15 protein-coding genes and 1 rRNA gene are annotated in these 19362 nt (G+C 43.4%); 15 read left to right on the top strand and 1 reads right to left on the bottom strand.

From position 1 onward, the window contains the following. The first annotated feature begins 1 nt into the window (after nt 1). The 13 genes from trpC (at nt 2) to L0659_RS25930 (ending at nt 15764) form a co-directional block, all read left to right on the top strand. Entirely contained in the window at nt 2–820 is an 819-nt protein-coding gene (gene trpC / locus L0659_RS25990) for an indole-3-glycerol phosphate synthase TrpC (RefSeq protein WP_235129536.1), read from the top strand. Further along, the gene (locus L0659_RS25985; protein WP_235129535.1) at nt 817–1467 is read left to right on the top strand and encodes a phosphoribosylanthranilate isomerase; all 651 of its coding nucleotides are present in this window, start codon (nt 817–819) and stop codon (nt 1465–1467) included. Before trpC ends, L0659_RS25985 begins: the two co-directional genes overlap by 4 nt. Nucleotides 1468–1472: 5 nt before the next feature. After that, the gene (gene trpB / locus L0659_RS25980; RefSeq protein WP_235129534.1) at nt 1473–2672 is read left to right on the top strand and encodes a tryptophan synthase subunit beta; all 1200 of its coding nucleotides are present in this window, start codon (nt 1473–1475) and stop codon (nt 2670–2672) included. Between the two features lie 21 nt (nt 2673–2693). Next, nucleotides 2694–2894: a hypothetical protein gene (locus L0659_RS25975; RefSeq protein WP_026632703.1), complete on the top strand. Its 201-nt coding sequence runs from the start codon at nt 2694–2696 to the stop codon at nt 2892–2894. A 61-nt stretch (nt 2895–2955) separates the two neighbouring features. Further along, entirely contained in the window at nt 2956–3315 is a 360-nt protein-coding gene (locus tag L0659_RS25970; RefSeq protein ID WP_235129571.1) for a Dabb family protein, read from the top strand. Then, nucleotides 3312–4118, top strand: a complete 807-nt coding sequence (gene trpA / locus L0659_RS25965; protein ID WP_235129533.1) for a tryptophan synthase subunit alpha — start codon at nt 3312–3314, stop codon at nt 4116–4118. The genes L0659_RS25970 and trpA overlap by 4 nt, the downstream gene beginning before the upstream one ends. 127 nt (nt 4119–4245) lie before the next feature. Beyond that, nucleotides 4246–4950 (top strand): hypothetical protein, encoded by a 705-nt coding sequence (locus tag L0659_RS25960; protein ID WP_235129532.1) that lies wholly within the window; start codon nt 4246–4248, stop codon nt 4948–4950. Nucleotides 4951–5135: 185 nt separating this feature from the next. Next, entirely contained in the window at nt 5136–8456 is a 3321-nt protein-coding gene (locus L0659_RS25955) for a DUF4175 family protein (RefSeq protein WP_235129570.1), read from the top strand. 137 nt (nt 8457–8593) lie between these two features. After that, the gene (ybeY, locus tag L0659_RS25950; protein WP_235129531.1) at nt 8594–9007 is read left to right on the top strand and encodes an rRNA maturation RNase YbeY; all 414 of its coding nucleotides are present in this window, start codon (nt 8594–8596) and stop codon (nt 9005–9007) included. Nucleotides 9008–9061: 54 nt separating this feature from the next. Then, a complete protein-coding gene (gene mnmG, locus L0659_RS25945) occupies nt 9062–10924 on the top strand; it encodes a tRNA uridine-5-carboxymethylaminomethyl(34) synthesis enzyme MnmG (protein WP_235129530.1) in 1863 nt (620 codons plus the stop codon). Further along, entirely contained in the window at nt 10924–11829 is a 906-nt protein-coding gene (locus L0659_RS25940) for a class I SAM-dependent methyltransferase (RefSeq protein WP_235129529.1), read from the top strand. The genes mnmG and L0659_RS25940 overlap by 1 nt, the downstream gene beginning before the upstream one ends. A 78-nt stretch (nt 11830–11907) precedes the next feature. After that, nucleotides 11908–13515 carry an Ig-like domain-containing domain gene (locus tag L0659_RS25935; protein WP_235129528.1) on the top strand — a complete coding sequence of 536 codons (1608 nt, stop codon included), beginning with the start codon at nt 11908–11910 and terminating at the stop codon, nt 13513–13515. Between the two features lie 440 nt (nt 13516–13955). Next, nucleotides 13956–15764 carry a tetratricopeptide repeat protein gene (locus L0659_RS25930; protein ID WP_235129527.1) on the top strand — a complete coding sequence of 603 codons (1809 nt, stop codon included), beginning with the start codon at nt 13956–13958 and terminating at the stop codon, nt 15762–15764. Nucleotides 15765–15895: 131 nt separating this feature from the next. Here L0659_RS25930 and thrC read toward each other — a convergent pair whose 3' ends face one another. Then, entirely contained in the window at nt 15896–17203 is a 1308-nt protein-coding gene (gene thrC / locus L0659_RS25925) for a threonine synthase (RefSeq protein ID WP_235129526.1), read from the bottom strand. 157 nt (nt 17204–17360) lie between these two features. Here thrC and pruA point away from each other — a divergent pair, with 157 nt between their 5' ends. Further along, nucleotides 17361–18992 carry an L-glutamate gamma-semialdehyde dehydrogenase gene (pruA, locus tag L0659_RS25920; RefSeq protein WP_235129525.1) on the top strand — a complete coding sequence of 544 codons (1632 nt, stop codon included), beginning with the start codon at nt 17361–17363 and terminating at the stop codon, nt 18990–18992. A 256-nt stretch (nt 18993–19248) separates the two neighbouring features. Further along, nucleotides 19249–19362 (top strand): 16S ribosomal RNA (locus L0659_RS25915); the annotation flags it as partial.

Raw genomic sequence — 19362 nt, 5'->3', positions numbered from 1 at the left:
GATGAACATATTAGATAAAATTGTCGCGAGAAAGCGGGAGGAAGTCATTGAGGCCAAGCAAAACAAGTCGGTTTCTGATCTGGAAAAAGAAGAATTGTTTGCGCGTAAAACGGTTTCCTTGTCGACGGCATTGAGAAATGCTTCATCTCCAAAGATTATCTCGGAATTCAAGCGGAAATCCCCTTCCAAGGGCATCATTAATGCCAATGTTTCTCCGGAAATTGTAACATTTGATTATGTAAATGCGGGCGCGGTTGCCTTGTCTGTCTTGACGGACATTGATTTCTTCGGCGGATCATTTGAAGACTTTCTAAGTGCCCGCCGAGCGAACCAAATGATTCCAATGCTGCGCAAAGATTTTATCATTGATGAATATCAGCTTTATGAAGCAAAAGCGATAGGCGCGGACGTGATTTTGCTCATTGCAGCGTGCCTTACCCCGGCCGAAGTGGTTTCATTAAGCCAAAAGGCGCATGACCTGGATTTGGAAGTTTTGTTAGAAGTGCATAATGCCGAAGAACTGGCTGAAACGCTTGGTGAAAACATTGATATTGTGGGGGTTAACAACCGCAACCTCAAAACCTTCGAAACGTCCATTGAAACTTCGATTGCGCTGAGTGAACAGATTCCCGATTCTTTTGTTAAAATATCAGAAAGTGGCCTGAAAGACGCCGAGACCATTCACCGGTTGTATGGTTACGGATATAAAGGGTTTTTAATAGGTGAAACATTTATGAAGACTGTAAATCCCGGAACCGCACTGGCGGATTTACAAATTGACTTAACTCAACAAAGCAATTTAAATCCTTTGGTTTTATGAAAATAAAAGTTTGCGGACTGCGCCAGCAAGACAACATTGAAAAAGTTGTGGCTTTACAGCCTAACTTCATCGGGTTTATTTTTTATGAAAAATCACCCCGTTTTGTTGGCGAAGATTTGGATGAAGAATTTGTAAAAAGCATTCCTAAGAACATTAAGAAAGTCGGCGTGTTTGTGAATGCAAGTCCGGGCCATATTCTTGCCATGGTTAAAAAATACGACTTGCAATATGCTCAGCTCCACGGAAACGAAATGCCGGACATTTGTCGCAGCATTCGCCAGAAAGGGGTTAATGTGATCAAAGCATTCAGTATTGACGCATCTTTCAACTTTGCAATGCTGAACAATTATAAGTCGTTTTGTGATTTGTTTTTGTTTGATACAAAAGGCGATAACCCAGGGGGAAACGGCGTGCCGTTTGACTGGAACCTTTTGAAAAAATACGACAATGAAAAGCCTTTTCTCCTGAGCGGAGGCATCAGCGTCGACAATGTTGACGACATTATTGCATTGTCCAAAACGCTTCCTATCTACGGAATTGACGTTAATAGTCAGTTTGAAACGGAGCCAGGTGTAAAGGACATTGCCAAGCTTGAAGAATTGTTCAGTTTAGTTCGTGTAAAAGAGAAAGAAGAGGCGGAAGCTTAGAAACTATGGAAGCAACATTAGAAAAGAAGTCATATCAGGTTGACAGCCGCGGTTATTACGGCAATTTTGGAGGCGCATTCATTCCAGAAATGCTGTATCCGAACGTGGAAGAACTGCGTGAAAATTATCTCAGCATCATTGCAGAGCCTTCTTTTCAAAAAGAATACAATGATCTCCTGCGCAATTATGTAGGACGTCCCACGCCGCTTTATCGGGCAAACCGACTTTCGGAAAAATATAAAACCAATATCTTTCTCAAACGCGAAGATCTTTGCCACACAGGAGCTCATAAGGTGAACAACACCGTTGGGCAGATCCTAATGGCTAAAAGATTGGGCAAAAAACGCGTTGTAGCGGAAACTGGCGCTGGTCAGCATGGCGTTGCAACCGCAACAGTTTGCGCATTAATGGACATTGAATGCATCGTTTACATGGGCGAGCTGGACATTGAACGTCAGGCGCCTAATGTGGCGCGTATGAAGATGCTTGGTGCGGAAGTTAGGCCCGCAACTTGCGGCTCACGTACATTGAAAGATGCTACGAACGAAGCAATGCGCCATTGGATTAATAACCCGGTAGACACGCATTACATCATTGGTTCCGTTGTGGGACCGCATCCTTATCCGGATATGGTGGCGCGTTTTCAATCCATTATTTCAGAGGAAATGAGATGGCAGTTAAAAGAGCAAACTGGCAAGGAAACGCCTGACTATGTGGTGGCTTGCGTGGGTGGCGGAAGCAATGCGGCGGGTGCATTTTATCACTTTTTGGATGATGAAGATGTGAAGCTCGTGGCCGTGGAAGCTGCCGGAAAAGGAATTGATTCAGGACATTCTGCTGCAACAACGGCTTTGGGAAAACCAGGCGTTTTACACGGGAGCCGCACGATTTTAATGCAAACTGAGGACGGACAGGTTGTAGAGCCTTTCTCAATTTCAGCTGGTCTGGATTATCCTGGAATCGGGCCTCAGCATGCTTATTTGTATGACAGCGGAAGAGGCATTTTTATGTCCGCAACGGATGAAGAAGCTGTGCAGGCTGCATTTGAACTGACTCGTTTTGAAGGCATTATCCCTGCATTGGAATCTTCGCATGCATTGGCCATTTTAGGTCAGTTAGGCGCTACGGAAAACGAGACGGTCATTTTGAACCTATCTGGCCGCGGCGATAAGGATATGGCTACTTACATGAAATACATCGATTAATTTACTCATAACCACATTACAATGGCAACACTGACCTTACCTGAGGTTTTTGATCTGCGGCTCAAAATACAGGAGCTGGAAGGAAAAGTAAACTCCGGAGAACTTTCGCTTTTTGAAAGATGCGACCTGGAAGACGAAATCCTTGAACTCAAAGAAAAGCTGGGCGAATTCGACCGGCTTAAATTCAGCGACGAAGGCGAATGTTTGAATTGTTCCGCATAGTATTTCACCTTTTACCTTACTTTTTCAAATTATGAACTTCAAGTTACTATTAATGGCCGGAATGCTTCTTTTTGGCGCTTTGGCATCTGCTTCACCTGAAAACCCAGCTCCTAAGAAAATGCTCCGTCACGTTGTTCTATTCAAATTCAAAGATTCGGCAACGCCGGCACAAGTGAAAGAAGTGGAAGATGCATTCAGAGCATTGCCTTCTAAAATTAAGGAGATTAAAAGCCTGGAATGGGGCACGAACAACAGCCCGGAAGGATTGGCGCAAGGCTTCACACATGCGTTTTTCGTAACATTCGAGAACGAAGCAGCACGCGAAGTTTATTTACCGCATCCTGACCACAAAGCATTTGGAAAAGTCCTTGGACCGCATTTGGACAAAGTTTTGGTAATTGATTACTGGACACAAGAATGAACCGCATTACAACCCTTTTTAGCGGCGTAAAAGACCACAATGAGCCCGGATTGCTGAATGTATATTTCACAGCAGGCTTCCCGGAGCTGAATGATACAACGCGCGTTTTACGGGCTTTGCAGGACGGCGGCGCCGATCTGGTTGAGATTGGAATGCCTTACTCAGATCCTGTTGCCGATGGCGAAACCATTCAGAAAAGCAATGACCGAGCGCTGGAAAATGGCATGACTGTCAAGATCCTTTTTGATCAATTGGCGGATATGCGTGAAAGCATTTTCGTTCCTGTTTTGCTGATGGGTTATATCAATCCGGTTCTGCAATTTGGCATTGAAAACTTCTGTAAAAAATGCGCTGAGGTGGGCGTTGACGGGCTTATCCTGCCTGATATGCCTATGGATGTGTATTTGAATGAATACAAAGCCATTTTCGATGCTTACGGCATTCTGAACATTTTTCTGGTAACGCCTCAAACTTCCGAAAAACGCATTCGTCAGATCGACGAAGTGAGTGAAGGCTTTATTTACACCGTTTCCTCAGCCAGCGTTACAGGTTCTAACACCGGCGTAAGCGATGATATGGAAGCTTATTTCGACAGATTAAATGCGATGCAGCTCCGTAATCCACGACTAATCGGTTTTGGAATTAAAGACCATGCAACATTCAAAAAAGCTTCGGATTATGCAGCAGGCGCCATTATTGGCAGCGCATTCATCCGTGTTTTGCAGGAAAGCAATGATCTCGAACAGGACATCAAGTCTTTTGTAAGAAATGTAAAAAACTATCCTGAAACGATCGAAGCATAACACATTCGAAGTCAGCGTAACCATTCGCTTCAGGCATCACTTTTATACAAACAACTCATCATCGGGTTGTTTGTTTTTTTAGATAGGTGCGGATATGGGATCTCGAAAAATTATTTTATTCATTTTAATGCTTTGTTCATCACCGCTTTACGCACAATTCCGGCTTGATCTGGAAAGTGGGGTGGTGTTTGGAACGAATTATAACAAAGTGCGCATTCCCAATGTGGGCGGCTCACAGGTTAACCTGGCGAATGATCTGAGCATTGATCCAAAGATCTTTTATCGCATCAGGGGCACTTACACGATTGGCAACCGGCACAATATCAGCGCATTGTTCGCGCCACTATCTGTTAAATATCACGGTGCATTTAATCAAAATGTCAATTTCAACGGCATTAACTATGCTGCTGGACAGCCACTGGAAGTTTTTTACAAATTCAATTCCTACCGACTGACTTATCGTTATGATTTTGTTGCAAAAGCGCGCTGGCGTGTGGGTTTGGGTCTTACGGCCAAGATTCGGGATGCAGATGTGCGCTTCAAAAACGAGTCTAATGACACGCATTTCGATAATGTTGGCTTTCTTCCGCTGGTTAACTTTTATGCGGCTTACAAGCCATCTTATCGCTGGTCTGTGATCTTGGAAGGCGATGCTTTAGCGGCGAAACAGGGTCGTGCTGAGGACATTTTTGCAGGCGTGGCTTATCAGGTTAATCCCAAATTTGGCATCAAAGCAGGTTACAGAGTCGTTGAAGGAGGCGCTGATACGGACGAAATCTACAATTTCAACTGGATTAATTATGCTTCCGTAGGTGTTTTGCTTACGCTTTAAATCTCCATAATAATAAAATTCCAGGAGCTGGAAAAATCCATTTTAAACGATGGAGTTCCATATAAATCGCTATATTAGTTTGTTTTATACGTAGCCAGGCGGATCGTAATTTTTACCTCTGAGATACGTTATAAAAATTCCATCAGATATAACGACACTCATATATGGCTGCATTTACCCCGGCAATGGAAGGCCTTTTGCACCGCATCCAAGAATACCGTCAAAAATATTATCAAAATCAACTGCTAAAAGGCATCATTTTCTCTGCCGGACTGCTGCTGACCGTTTTCCTTTTCTTCAATACAATCGAATATTTCGGGCGTTTCAGCTCTGGGGTTCGGGGAACATTGTTCTTTGGATTTTTGGCGGTGCTTGTTTTTTCATTTTTCCAATGGGTAATCCAGCCCATAATCCATCTTTCCGGGCTTAAAAAGCCTATTTCGGACGAGCAGGCAGCATTACAGATCGGTGAGTATTTTCCGGAAATAGGGGATAAGCTCGTAAATACATTGCAATTAAGAGGCTTAACCGGCACGCAATCCGACCTCATTGAAGCCAGCATTCGCCAGAAATCCGGCCAGTTGCTCATTGTCAAATTTTCCGACGCCATTCGTTTTAATGAAAATAAAAAGCGCATTAAATACGCCATTTATCCGCTTGCAGCCATTGCGGCGATCTTGCTTTTTAACCCATCATTTTTCTCGTCCAGCTCAGACAGGATCATTCACTTTCAAAAAAATTACACTTATGCTCCGTTTTCATTTGTTTTGGAAAACAAATCATTGAAAGCATTTCGAAATGAGGATTTTGTATTAAAACTGAAATTGAAAGGCGAAGCACTGCCTACTGCCGCTTATCTGGTCCAGAATGGTTCGAGATTTAAGCTAAACAATGATGGTAACCAGACTTATTCCTACACATTCAAAAACCTACAAAGAGACGTTAAATTCTCGTTTGACGCTGCTGGATTTACTTCCGAAGAATACAGGATCAATGTGGCGGAGCGTCCTTCGCTGCTTTCTTTTGACGTAAACCTGCATTATCCGGCTTATTTGAACAAGCCTGCGGAAGGTTTGAATAATGTTGGAAACCTTTCTGTGCCGGAAGGAACGACTGTGGAGTGGAATTTTAACACCTCTTCAACCAAATCACTCGTTATCAAATTTGATGATGATTCAGCATTATACAGTGCGAAAGGCAAGGAAGGAGACCGTTTTGAGATCAGGAAAACGGTGAAACGCTCCTCGCAATATCAGGTTAATCTGCAAAATGATGAGACAACGAATTCGGACAAAATCGGCTATTTCATCAATGTTGTTCCAGATAAATTCCCAGTCCTTAACCTCGAAAATTTCCAGGATACGACACTTTATAATTATTTGGTTTTAGGCGGCTCGATCAGCGACGATTATGGCTTTTCGCAGCTGAAAATGTTCTATTCTGTCAAAAGGGCGGATCAGAAAGAAGCTGGCCCAGCAAAAGGAATTCCTGTTCCGTTTAACAAAACGGTTAACACGCAGAGCTTTTATTTCCAATGGTATGTAGATAGCCTCAAACTGGCTCCGGGTGATAAGATCGAGTATTATGCCCAGGTTTGGGATAATGATGGCGTGAACGGCCCAAAAAGCGCCAAATCGCGGTCGATTCAGTTTACTGTTCCTTCCAAAGATCAGTTGGAAGCTGAGATCAAGAAGTCTGAGAAAGAGACGGAAGATCAAATGCAGTCTGCTATGAAAAAGGCGCAGAGCTTGCAGAAGGATTTAACGAATCTGGATAATAAGCTGAAGAGCAACAAGGAACTCGATTTCAAGGAGCAAAAGCAGATTGAGGAAGTGCTCAAAAAGCGTGAGGAATTGATGAAAGAATTGCAGGCTTTGCAGGAAAAGAACCAGAATGCCAACGAAAAGTCGAAGCAGTTCAATCAGCAAAGTCCGGAATTACAAAACAAGCTGGACCAGCTTCAAAAGCTCATGAACGAGCTGATGGATAAGGACACGGAAAAGCTTTACCAGGAATTGAAAAAATTGCTGGAACAAAAGCAAAGCGACCGCATGTCGAGCATGATGGAAAAGCTAAAAAACAAGGAAAATAATCTCGAAAAAGAGCTGGAACGCACCATGAAGCTTTTCAAGCAAATGCAGCTTGAACAGAAAATGGAAAATCTGACTGAAAAACTGAATGAACTGGCGGATAAGGAAGACCAGCTTGCGGATAAAAGCCAGGAAAATGACAAGAATAAAAATTCGGACGATAAAAAGGGCAAAAACGAGGAGCTAAAAAAAGAGCAGGAAAAAATTCAGGACGAGTTCAAAAAAGCGCAGGAAGACGCGGAAGAGGCTGAGAAATTGAGCGAAGAGCTTGAACAGCCGTTGGACACACAGAAGGAGGAGCAAAAGAACGCTTCTGAGCAAATGGAAGAAGGGAAGAAGCAACTTGACAAGCAGCAGAATCAAAAAGCGTCTGAATCGCAGAAAAAGGCAGCTAAGTCAATGAAGAAAATGTCAGAGTCGATGCAGGAAGCGATGGAAGCTGCAGAAATGGAACAAATGCAGGAAAACCTGGATGCATTGCGCGACATTCTGGAAAATTTAATAACACTTTCTTTTGACCAGGAAACATTGATGAAAGATTTCCGCGGTGTGAGCTTGCAGGATCCGCGGTTTATAAAATTGGGTCAGCAGCAATTGAAATTGAAAGATGATGCAAAAATCGTGGAAGACAGCCTTTATGCGCTTGCGAATCGGGTGATCCAAATCCAGTCCTTCATCACGCGCGAGCTTAATGATATGAAGTCTTACATGGACGAAAGCGTGAAGAGCATTAAGGATCGCCAGATCAATCTTGCGACTTCCAAGCAACAGTTTGCTATGACCTCGATGAATAACCTGGCTTTAATGTTAAGTGACGTTTTCAACCAGATGCAACAGCAAATGGCCATGGCGATGCCGGGAAGTGGTAAGGGCAAAAAAGGAAAGCAGAAAGGCGAGCAAAAAGGCATGGGCGAAATGCAGGATAAGCTCAATGGCGAAATGAAGAAGCTCGGCGAAGGCAAGGAGGGACAAGGAAATAATTCCGAGAAGCTCGCCAGAATGGCTGCTGAACAAGCGATGATCCGGAAGATGATCCAGGACCTGATGGAGTCGCAGAAGGGCACGGAGGTTGGAAAACAAATGAGCAAAGAGTTGCAGGAAATTGCTGAGAAAATGGATGAGACGGAAACTGATCTCGTTAACAAACGCATTACGCCCGAACTTATCAAACGCAATCAGGAAATTACAACGCGCTTGCTGGAATCTGAAAAAGCAATGAAAGAGCAGGATGAGGACGAGCAGCGCAAAGCCCAAAGTGCGAAACAATTGCCAAGACAACCACCTGCGGCATTCGAGAAATACATTCGTGACAAAGAGAAGCAGACCGAACTGCTGCGGACCATTCCGCCTACATTTTCTCCATTCTACAAAAGGGAAGTGGACACTTACTTCCGCAAGTATCAGGCTAAGAACTGATTATCCCGACAGTTTGTTGTGAACATTCCGGTGACTGCGTTTTAACAATTTTTAAGCAAGTTGTTCAAGGCGCAGCCACCGGCTAAACTGATCTTAACGGGATAGTTTAGTATGTTTGTAATATTTTATCACCCAGTATGCTTAATTTCTTCACCGAAAACGTCGATTTCGACCTATTACGCCCGGTTAAAACGAAAAAGTGGATCAAAAACACCTCAATATCAGAGGGTTATGAAATTGCAGATTTGAACTACATTTTCTGTGATGACGATTATCTCCTTGAAATCAATAAACAATATCTCGACCACGACTATTTTACCGACATTATTACGTTTGACAATAGTGAGGAAGACAATGTAATCGAGGGTGATATTTATATCAGTGTTGATCGGGTGAAAGAGAATGCTGCAACATTTCAGGCTGATTTCGAAACTGAAATGCGAAGGGTTTTGATACACGGTTTGCTGCATTTAATGGGTTATGACGATACGGATGAAAAGCTAAAAGCGGCCATGCGAGCCAAAGAGGATCAGTATCTTTTGCTGTTCTAGTTAAATTTCCACGTGGAACACTTTAATTAAAGTGGTTTAATAAGTAAATGAATTATGTTTCAAGAATATGATGTAATCGTGGTAGGAGCAGGCCATGCGGGTTGTGAAGCAGCTGCGGCTGCGGCAACGATGGGCTCTTCCGTTCTACTGATTACGATGAATATGCATACGATTGCCCAAATGTCTTGCAACCCTGCAATGGGCGGCGTGGCGAAAGGGCAGATCGTTCGTGAGATCGACGCGCTTGGCGGACAGTCGGGAATCATTAGTGACAAAACAATGATCCAATTCCGGATGCTCAATTTGTCAAAAGGCCCAGCTATGTGGAGCCCGAGATGTCAGAGCGACCGGGCTATGTTCGCAACAGAATGGCGGAATGTTTTGGAGAATAATCCGAATGTTGACTTCTGGCAGGACACAGCGAAAGCGATTATTATTAAGGACGGCAAAGCCTGCGGCGTGAAAACTAGCCTTGGCATTGAAATACATTCCAAATCCGTAGTGCTTACAAACGGCACGTTCCTGAACGGACTCATCCATATAGGAGAGAAAAACTTTGGCGGCGGACGCACAGGTGAAAAAGCAGCGACCGGGATCACTGAGCAACTCGTAACATTAGGCTTCGAAGCGGGCCGAATGAAAACCGGAACCCCTCCACGCGTGGACGGACGCTCGCTTGATTATTCCAAAATGGAAGAGCAACCTGGCGATGAGAATCCATCTAAGTTCTCTTACTCGGATACGAAGCCTCTTGCGAAGCAACGCAGCTGCTGGATTACTTACACCAATACAGAAGTTCATGAAATTTTGAGAACAGGGTTTGAAAAATCGCCTATGTTTTCAGGCAGGATTAAAGGAATTGGGCCACGTTACTGTCCATCTGTTGAAGATAAAATCAATCGGTTTGCAGATAAAGACCGCCACCAGATTTTCGTAGAGCCGGAAGGGTGGGACACAGTGGAGGTTTATGTAAATGGCTTTTCGACTTCCTTGCCAGAGGATGTACAATATGCTGCGCTTCGGAAGATCCCGGGATTTGAGAATGCGAAAATGTTCCGTCCGGGTTATGCAATCGAGTACGATTACTTTCCACCGACGCAATTGAAATCAACGCTGGAAACCCATTTGATCCAAAACCTCTTTTTCGCAGGACAGATTAACGGCACGACGGGCTATGAAGAAGCCGCCTGCCAAGGATTGATGGCGGGCATCAATGCTCACCAAAATGTACATGAGCTAGAACCATTCGTCTTGAAAAGATCCGAAGCATACATTGGTGTTTTGATTGACGACTTAATTAATAAAGGCACAGAGGAACCATACAGAATGTTTACATCGCGTGCTGAGTATCGCACGTTGCTGAGACAGGATAACGCGGACATTCGACTTACTGAAAAGGGCTTTAACCTTGGACTGGCAAGTCAGGAAAGGCTTAATAATGTCAATAGAAAAAAAGGCGAAGTAGCAGAGATTATCGCTGCATTCTCCGCCACCAAATTGACGCCAGAAGAGATTAACCCGACATTGGAAACGATTGGTACGGCTGCATTGCGTGAAAAAATCTCACTCGCTCAACTTCTGAGAAGGCCACAAATTTCTATTGATCAGCTTACCGAAGCGAGTCCGGTTGTGGAGACCTTGCTCGAAAAATTTGGAAAAGACTCGATCCATCAGGCCGAGATCAATCTGAAATACGACAGTTATATTGAAAAAGAAATGCTGCTGGTTGAGAAAATGAATAAGCTGGAAAACCTGAACATTATTGAGAATTTCAATTATGATGTGGTTACCTCGCTTTCATTTGAAGGCCGCGAAAAATTGAAAAGGACGCGTCCGCAAACCATCGGACAAGCTTCCCGAATCAGTGGTGTGAGCCCTTCCGACATTTCTGTATTAATGCTTTTCATAGGACGCTGATGCCATTAGAAACACTTCAAAAATGCCCGGTTTGCGAGAAATCAAGCTTCAACAACTATTTGAATGTTGAGGATTATACGGTTTCTCATAAAGAGTTTACGATCCAGCAATGCAACGCATGCTATTTTCTATTCACGAACCCACGTCCTTCGGAAGCTGAAATAGGAGCTTATTACCAATCGGAAGACTACATCTCGCACCATGACGAAGAGAAGACCAACCTGATTTCGAAAGCCTATACCGCCGTAAGGAATCGGACGATCAAACAGAAAGTAGAATTGATCGACAGTTTTTATCCATCAAAAGGAAACATGCTGGATGTGGGCTGCGGGACGGGTGTTTTTCTCACAGCGATGGCAAAAGATGGCTGGCGGATCTCCGGAACGGAACCGGATCCGGGAGCAAGAACATTGGCACAGAAGCGGGCAGGCGCTGATATATATGAAACAATCAACGCCGGTGAACTGACTTACCAAACATTTGATATTATTACCATGTGGCATGTCCTCGAGCATGTGCATTTGCTGAATGAAACCATTGAATGGCTTTACAAACACCTTAGCCCGAATGGCAAAATTCTGATTGCCGTTCCTAACCCACAATCATTTGACGCGGTAAAATACGGCCGGTTTTGGGCTGCCTATGACGTCCCCAGGCATTTGTATCACTTCACCAAGGGAACGATGAAAACGCTGCTTCATAAGCACAATTTGGAGATCAAAAACATTCTTCCTATGTGGTTTGATTCGTTCTACGTCGGCATGCTTAGTACAAAATATAGCGGAGGAAGCATTAACTATATCGATAGCGTGAAAACGGGACTTCTTTCCAATTTGAAAGGAAGAGCACAGGACAAAGACCATCTCAATACATCGAGCCTCATATACATTGTTTCAAAAAAATAACCTGAAATTCTGACAACAATCTGAATGGGCCCTCAATACGCGTTATCTGTATTGCGGGCCTTTTAACTTTAAAAATCAATGATCAGAACCATTGCCATTGCTATTATTTGCCTGATAATTTTCGGTCGCTGTGCCCAGCAGGTTTCGCCAACGGGTGGAAAAAAAGATTCTATTCCGCCTACGCTGGTGGAAAGCAACCCGCTGAACAAAACATTAAATTTTAAAGGCAAGAAAATCGAAGTATTCTTCGACGAATACGTGGTTGTAGACAACATTAACCAGAAGCTGATCATTACGCCAGAGGCGGATAATCCGTATTCCTACAAGCAAAATGGCATGTCTGTTTCATTGAGTTTTAAAAACGAATTCAAAGACAGCACTACTTACACGTTGAATTTCGGGGACGCGATAAGGGATTTTGCAGAGAAAAACCCGGCGAAAAATCTAAAACTTGTATTCAGCACAGGTAACACACTCGATTCCGGCCGCGTGTACGGAATATTGAAAGACATCAAAACAAACAAGCCGATTTTTGACGCATTGGTCGGGCTCTATAACCTCAGCGACACGCTCAATATCGTTAAACAAAAGCCCTACTATTTCTCCCGCACCGACAGCAGCGGCGTTTTTTCTATCGAGAACATTCAGACAAGGGATTACAAACTGATTGCGATCGACGATAAAAACCGCAACATGCTCTACAATGCCAAAGATGAGCGCATGGGCTTTTTAAGCAAGCCCGTTTCGGCCAGGACTGATTCCGCTTCCTACAACATAGACATGTTCCTGTCCGACAATACAGTGCTCAAAATCCAGCGAACCATTCCCAGAGTGAACAATTACGCGGTCGTTTTTAGTAAATCAATAGAAAAAGTGGACGTGAAGTTTATGAATAACGACACATTGCCTTATATGCTGGAAAACGGTGCTGCTTTGAAGTTTTTCAATGTGCAGCCACATCCAGACTCAACATTGGTAAAACTTACAGTCACAGATTCACTGGGAACCGTTACCGATTTTGAACAAAAAATTGCATTTCAAACGCAAAGCGGGAAGGAGCGGCAGCGCGATCCATTTAATATGACGACAAAGCCTGAGGGCAATAAAGCGCTTACAAATACATTTGTTTACACACTGAATTTCAATAAACCTATCCAGTTTTTAGATGATAAAAACATCAGTCTGATCACTGATAGTCTCACGCACGAGCCGCTGAATGCATTCAAATACCGCTGGGATCCCACACATACAATGCTGACCATTGATGCAAAATCGTTTGCAAAAGACACCATCAAGTGGGACTTCCCAAAGGGCAGTATACGGAGCGTTGAAGGCGATACTTTATCGAGAACGCTTATTAAACATCCGGTTCTGAACGAAGAAAATTATGGCCAAATCAGAGGTGCTATCACCAACGCCGACACGGCAATGCGCTATATTATTGAACTTGTAGACGAGCAGTACAAGCTCATAGAAACGCAATACACATCCCCCTATACATTCATTCACATCCCGCAGGGCAAATACTACATTCGTGTTACCCTGGATGCCAATAGGAACCGGCGCTGGGACACCGGAGAGCTCGATAAGGATAAACAGCCTGAAGCAATCTATTATCTCCCTGACAAAATCCTTTTGAAGGCCAATTTTGAATTGAATGATGTAAATGTCACGCTTCCAAAGTAAAAAATTCCCGATTCTTTATACACTTACTGTGGATAACTATGTTAATAACCCGTAAATTTTGTTGGTAAACGGGCCGAAAATGTTAACAATTGTGTGGATAAGCGTGGATATCTGTGGATAAAAAATCGATTGCCATGCCTTTGTGGGTAAATGTAATCCAAACAGAAGTTAACACCGCGTTGATACACTTAAGTTAATGTGGATAAGATTAAATGCTGAGATCCCTACGTTACCAACACTGGAGTGTGAACATTTAAATTCCTAACTTGTAATTCAGCAAGTTAAACGTTGATAAATCTGAGCGCTTAAGTGGATAAACACCTTTAGTTATTCACAATCTGTGGATAACTATGTTAATCTACAGTGGATAAAGTAATTATCCCCTTATCCACAGACCTAGTAAGTGATAATAACTAAAGGAAAATTTTTTTTTATCTATTATGAAAAAGGTTTCGAGTTGGGTATTGATGGGATTACTTCTTTCCGGGGCGGCCGCGGTCGGGCAGTCGGAAAAGGAAATGGCGGAGGAGTATTTTAAGAATAATGATTGTCCGAAAGCACTTACATACTATGCCGGCTTTTTGAAAACAACATTTGAAAAGAATGCGCTTAAGAATTACACAAACTGCATCATTAAGACAAAGGGATGGGGTGACGGCGAGCAATTTTTCAAGAAGCAGATCAAAAGCGATGCGCCTAATGCGAGCTGGTATCAATTGTATTGGGCCGTGCTTCTGGAAGGCCAGGGAAAGCCTCAGGAGGCCACGAAAAAGATAGAGCTGAGCATTGCCGCATCCGGCGCGAGGATTGAGCTTAAACGCGATCTTGCGGAAGAATTCCGTGCCATGAACAAGCCTGAATGGGCCAAGCAAATCCTGATCGAAGCGAGAGAAAGCGCTAAACGAACAGACATATTTCAGCTGGAACTTGCAAGCGTTTACCGTGACCTGAATGCGCCTGAACAAATGATCGATGAGCTGCTCTCTTACGGCATGCGTTATCAGAATATTGAGGTTGTGCAGAATATGCTGCAAGACTTCACGAAGGACGAAAAAGAACAGGCATTGTTGGAAAAAGTGCTTTACGATAAGATCCAAAAATTCCCAGCCGAAGGTTTTTACAATGAATTACTGATCTGGTACCAGATCCAGAAAAAGGATTTTTACAAAGCATTCATACAGGAGCGCTCCCTTGACAAGCGATTTAAACACAACGGCTCGCGGCTCTATAACCTTGGAATGCTCGCGCTTCAAAACCTGGACTATACAAACGCCGGAACCATCTTCGATCATTTGGTGAAGGAATATCCCAAAGGGCAGCTCTATCCGGTTGCACGGAGAATGGCCATTTTCGCGCGTGAGGAACAAGTGAAAAACACTTACCCGATCAAGCGCAGCGAAGTGCAAAAACTCCTGGGTCAGTATCAGCAACTGGTAGATGAACTCGGTGTGAATGTGCGGACCGTGGAAGCACTCAGGAACATGGCGATCCTGAATGCATTCTATATGGATGATTTTAAAAAGGCAATTGAAATACTCAATACGGCAATCGACGCAGGCAAGCAGGAAAAGAATTTTGTGGACAAATGTAAGCTTGACCTGGGCGATATTTACCTTTTGCAAGGCGAACCCTGGGAAGCAACATTGGTGTACTCTCAGGTCGAGAAATCGCAGAAGGATGACTTGCTGGGTTACGAAGCCAAGCTTAGAAATGCCAAGCTGCATTATTTCAAAGGAGAGTTTGAATTAGCAAAAGCAGTGCTCGATATTTTAAAAAAAGCAACTTCCCGGGAAATCGCCAATGATGCAAACGAATTGTCGCTGCTTATTATGGATAACACGGGACTCGATAGTACGGAAGCTGCTATGAGACAATATTCGTCCGCGGAGCTGTTGTTATTCCAAAACAAAAAGTATGAGGCCATTGATACATTAAAACAGCTTTATACAAAATACCAAAACCACAGCCTGGCCGATGAAATTCTTTGGCTAACCGCTAAGACTTACATTAAGCTCGACAGCAACCAGCAAGCGATGGAAAACCTGAAAGTGCTGACGACGAAATATGGTCATGACATTTATGGTGACGACGCATTGTTTGCCTCCGCAAAACTTTACCAGGAAAAGTTGAAAGACAAAGATCTTGCGATGAAGCTTTATCAGGAGCTGATGGAAAAATATCCGGGAAGCATTTTTGTCGCCGAGTCAAGAAAGCGATTCCGACTTCTACGGGGAGACGTCATTAATTAGAAATTTTTGGTTAAAAAGTGAAAGAGGCAGCAATCGCGAAGATTTCTGCCTCTTTTGGTTTCGATATTTGCGCACTTAGATCCGATTGAATTGCTGTAAGCAAATCTCACGCGACAAATATTGATATAAAATCAATTTAATGTATTCATTAGCAGCTTCTTAAATTCGAAAAACGAGGCATCCATTTTTGTAGCTACTTTTTCAATGGAAAGCAGGGAACGGAGTCTTTCCGGTATTTCGATCGGTTTTTCCAAAGTTTCTTCAACAAGCTCGATAAATTTGGCAGGATGAGCAGTTGAAAGAAAAACGCCGGTAAAGTCGGAAGTATTCTGCTCCCGATATTTTTCAAGACCCTGATAAGCGACTGCGGTGTGTGGGCACATTACATATCCGGAAGTTTGAAAAACTTCGCGCATCGCATTTCTGGTCTGCTCATCATCAAAATAAAATCCGGAAACTTTTTCAGTCGCCGATTTCCAGTCATCACCGAAAAATCTTTTCAGTCTCACGAAATTGCTGGGGTTACCAACGTCCATTGCATTGGATATGGTTTCCACAGAAGGCAGCGGTTCATATGTTCCGCTTTCCAGATATCGGGGAACAGCATTGTTCAAATTTGTTGCTGCTACGAAATGTTCCACCGGCAACCCCATGCGATAGGCCAGAAGCCCGGCGCTCAAATTTCCAAAATTTCCACTCGGCACAGCAAAAACAACTGGCTTACCAAGCTTCTTTAACTGCGCATAGGCTGAAAAATAATAAAAGGACTGAGGGATCAGCCGAGCGATATTAATAGAATTAGCAGAAGCAAGGTTGAATTTAGCATTCAGCTCCGGATCCAGAAAAGCCTCTTTGACCAATTTCTGGCAATCGTCAAACGTGCCATCGACTTCAATCGCCGAAACATTATGTCCCAGCGTAGTAAGTTGTTTTTCCTGAATGTCACTCACCTTACCACTCGGATAAAGAATGGTGACGGAAATTCCGGGAATTTTATAAAATCCTTGTGCAACCGCTCCGCCCGTGTCGCCTGATGTGGCAACGAGTATTTTGATTTCCTTTTTTGAGCGCAGCAAATAATAGGACATGATAGCAGCCATAAACCGTGCTCCAAAGTCTTTAAAGGCCATAGACGGGCCGTGAAAGAGCTCTAAAACATAGTCCTTTTCATTAATCTGCCGAACAGGCGCTTCGAAATCATAAGCCTTCTGAATGATGGTTTCAATCTCGCTTCTTGTAATTTCGCTTCCGAATAGGGTATGCGTTATCTCAATGGCAATCTCATTGAAAGTCTTATTTTCAATATTTGCTATAAAATCAGGCGAAAGCTGTGGGATAGATTCCGGCATATAAAGCCCGTTATCGGCAGGAAGGCTGTTGAAGATAGCTTCTTCTGCCGAGGCCTTTATACTGGCCGTTTTTGTACTATAGAATATCATTTCAGTAACTATTGTGCAAACTTGAGAATTCAAATTTAAGTAAAAAGCCGCCAGGAAGGAGCTACAAATTTTTTGTGGCTTTGAAATTGGCCAGTGAATTTGTCGGGCCGAGGCTGTGTTTTATAAATTGATCTGTAATAATTAACAAACTATAAATATGTCACTAGGTATTTTTAATGTTCCCGCAGTGAGGAATGAGCCTGTAAAAAATTATGCACCAGGCAGCCCTGAAAGGGATTTACTGAAAAAAGCCCTCGAAGAAGCGCGGGCGAAAACCATTGAGATTCCGCAATACATAGGCGACCAGGAAATATATTCTCAAAATAAGCGTGCAATATCGCCACCGCATGATCACCAGCATTTATTAGGTCATTTTCATGAAGGAACTGCGGAGGATGTAAAACTTGCCGTTGATGCGGCCCTTGAAGCAAGAAAGAATTGGGCTGTGCTCAATTGGGAGCAACGCGCAGCTATTTTCTTGAAAGCGGCGGATCTGATTGCCGGTCCTTACCGCGGTGAAATTAATGCGGCTACAATGTTGGGACAATCTAAAAATGCTTATCAGGCAGAAATCGATTCAGCTTGTGAAATCATTGATTTCCTGCGACTTAATGTCAACTTCATGCGGGACATTTACAGCCAGCAGCCGATATCGTCGGATGGTGTCTGGAACCGGATGGAATACCGTCCTTTGGAAGGTTTTGTGTTTGCAATAACGCCTTTCAACTTTACAGCGATCGCTGGAAACTTGCCAGCAGCACCCGCATTGATGGGTAATGTTGTGATTTGGAAGCCAGCTTTCACACAAGTTTATTCCGCTAATGTGATCATGAAAGTGTTCAAAGAAGCAGGTTTACCGGATGGTGTAATCAATATGGTTTTAGCTGATGGTCCGATTGCAGGAGATGTCATATTCAAACATCCTGATTTTGCCGGAATTCACTTCACAGGAAGCACTAAAGTGTTTCAGACGATATGGAAGACCATTGGTGAAAATATCGCAAGTTATAAGTCGTTTCCAAGAATCGTTGGGGAGACAGGTGGAAAAGACTTTGTCCTGGCACATAAATCTGCCGATCCCAAAGCATTAGCAACCGGCCTTATTCGAGGGGCATTCGAGTATCAGGGACAAAAATGTTCCGCAGCTTCGCGGGCTTACATTCCTTCAAATTTATGGGAGGAAGTAAAAGAACTAATGCTCGCAGATTTGCAAGAAATCAAAATGGGTGGAGTAGAGGACTTTTCCAATTTCGTTAATGCAGTGATTGATGAAAGGGCATTTGATAAAATTGCCGGGTATATATCAAAAGCGAAAGAGGATAATGATACGGAAATCGTTGCTGGTGGCGACTTTGATAAGAGCAAAGGTTATTTCATTCAGCCAACTATTATAAAGGCTTCTAAAACGGATTACGTGACGCTTTGTGAGGAGATCTTTGGGCCTGTCCTTACAGTATATGTATATGACGAAAATGAGTTCGAAAAAATCATCCCTATTATCGACAGCACATCACCATATGCATTAACCGGCGCAATCTTCGCAACCGACCGCTATGCTATCCAATATGCTTCTGAGCATTTGGTGAATGCAGCAGGTAATTTCTATATCAATGATAAACCGACGGGTGCAGTTGTCGGTCAGCAGCCATTCGGAGGAGCACGTTCTTCCGGGACAAATGACAAGGCTGGTTCGGTTCTGAATTTGCTTCGCTGGGTATCACCTCGGGCAATAAAGGAAACACTTGTTTCCCCACTTGATTACAAATATCCCTTCTTAGGAGGTGAGTAATTGTACAATACTGTTGATTTGTTTAAAGGGTTGAAGAACTTTACGTTTTTTGAAGTTTTTTTTTGACGTGATATTGCAACCCTAAAATCTTTTTCTACCTTTGCAATCCCAATCGCAAACGGCGAAAGAGAAAAGAGGAAAAAGAAAGCGCGATTGGCCCTGTTCTTTGACATGATGAGATAAACCAAGAGAGTAAGAAATACTCGTTTAAGAAGATTCGCTGATATCTTTCGGGATATACAGCACAACAAAATTTACAATGGAGAGTTTGATCCTGGCTCAGGATGAACGCTAGCGGCAGGCTTAATACATGCAAGGCGAGGGGGCAGCAATGTCACCGTCGTACGGGTGCGTAACGCGTATGCAACCT

Origin of the sequence: Dyadobacter sp. CY347, assembly GCF_021502655.1 — a bacterium.
Classification (GTDB): domain Bacteria; phylum Bacteroidota; class Bacteroidia; order Cytophagales; family Spirosomataceae; genus Dyadobacter.
The sequence above is the reverse complement of the archived record's forward strand: the minus strand, read 5'-3'. Positions and strand labels throughout refer to the sequence as shown.

What these genes read in the sequence shown, in the direction of transcription:
- trpC (WP_235129536.1), top strand. Translation starts at nt 2, where the DNA reads ATGAACATATTAGATAAAATTGTCGCGAGAAAGCGGGAGGAAGTCATT.
- L0659_RS25985 (WP_235129535.1), top strand. Translation starts at nt 817, where the DNA reads ATGAAAATAAAAGTTTGCGGACTGCGCCAGCAAGACAACATTGAAAAA.
- trpB (WP_235129534.1), top strand. Translation starts at nt 1,473, where the DNA reads ATGGAAGCAACATTAGAAAAGAAGTCATATCAGGTTGACAGCCGCGGT.
- L0659_RS25975 (WP_026632703.1), top strand. Translation starts at nt 2,694, where the DNA reads ATGGCAACACTGACCTTACCTGAGGTTTTTGATCTGCGGCTCAAAATA.
- L0659_RS25970 (WP_235129571.1), top strand. Translation starts at nt 2,956, where the DNA reads ATGCTTCTTTTTGGCGCTTTGGCATCTGCTTCACCTGAAAACCCAGCT.
- trpA (WP_235129533.1), top strand. Translation starts at nt 3,312, where the DNA reads ATGAACCGCATTACAACCCTTTTTAGCGGCGTAAAAGACCACAATGAG.
- L0659_RS25960 (WP_235129532.1), top strand. Translation starts at nt 4,246, where the DNA reads ATGCTTTGTTCATCACCGCTTTACGCACAATTCCGGCTTGATCTGGAA.
- L0659_RS25955 (WP_235129570.1), top strand. Translation starts at nt 5,136, where the DNA reads ATGGAAGGCCTTTTGCACCGCATCCAAGAATACCGTCAAAAATATTAT.
- ybeY (WP_235129531.1), top strand. Translation starts at nt 8,594, where the DNA reads ATGCTTAATTTCTTCACCGAAAACGTCGATTTCGACCTATTACGCCCG.
- mnmG (WP_235129530.1), top strand. Translation starts at nt 9,062, where the DNA reads ATGTTTCAAGAATATGATGTAATCGTGGTAGGAGCAGGCCATGCGGGT.
- L0659_RS25940 (WP_235129529.1), top strand. Translation starts at nt 10,924, where the DNA reads ATGCCATTAGAAACACTTCAAAAATGCCCGGTTTGCGAGAAATCAAGC.
- L0659_RS25935 (WP_235129528.1), top strand. Translation starts at nt 11,908, where the DNA reads ATGATCAGAACCATTGCCATTGCTATTATTTGCCTGATAATTTTCGGT.
- L0659_RS25930 (WP_235129527.1), top strand. Translation starts at nt 13,956, where the DNA reads ATGAAAAAGGTTTCGAGTTGGGTATTGATGGGATTACTTCTTTCCGGG.
- thrC (WP_235129526.1), bottom strand. Translation starts at nt 17,203, where the DNA reads ATGATATTCTATAGTACAAAAACGGCCAGTATAAAGGCCTCGGCAGAA.
- pruA (WP_235129525.1), top strand. Translation starts at nt 17,361, where the DNA reads ATGTCACTAGGTATTTTTAATGTTCCCGCAGTGAGGAATGAGCCTGTA.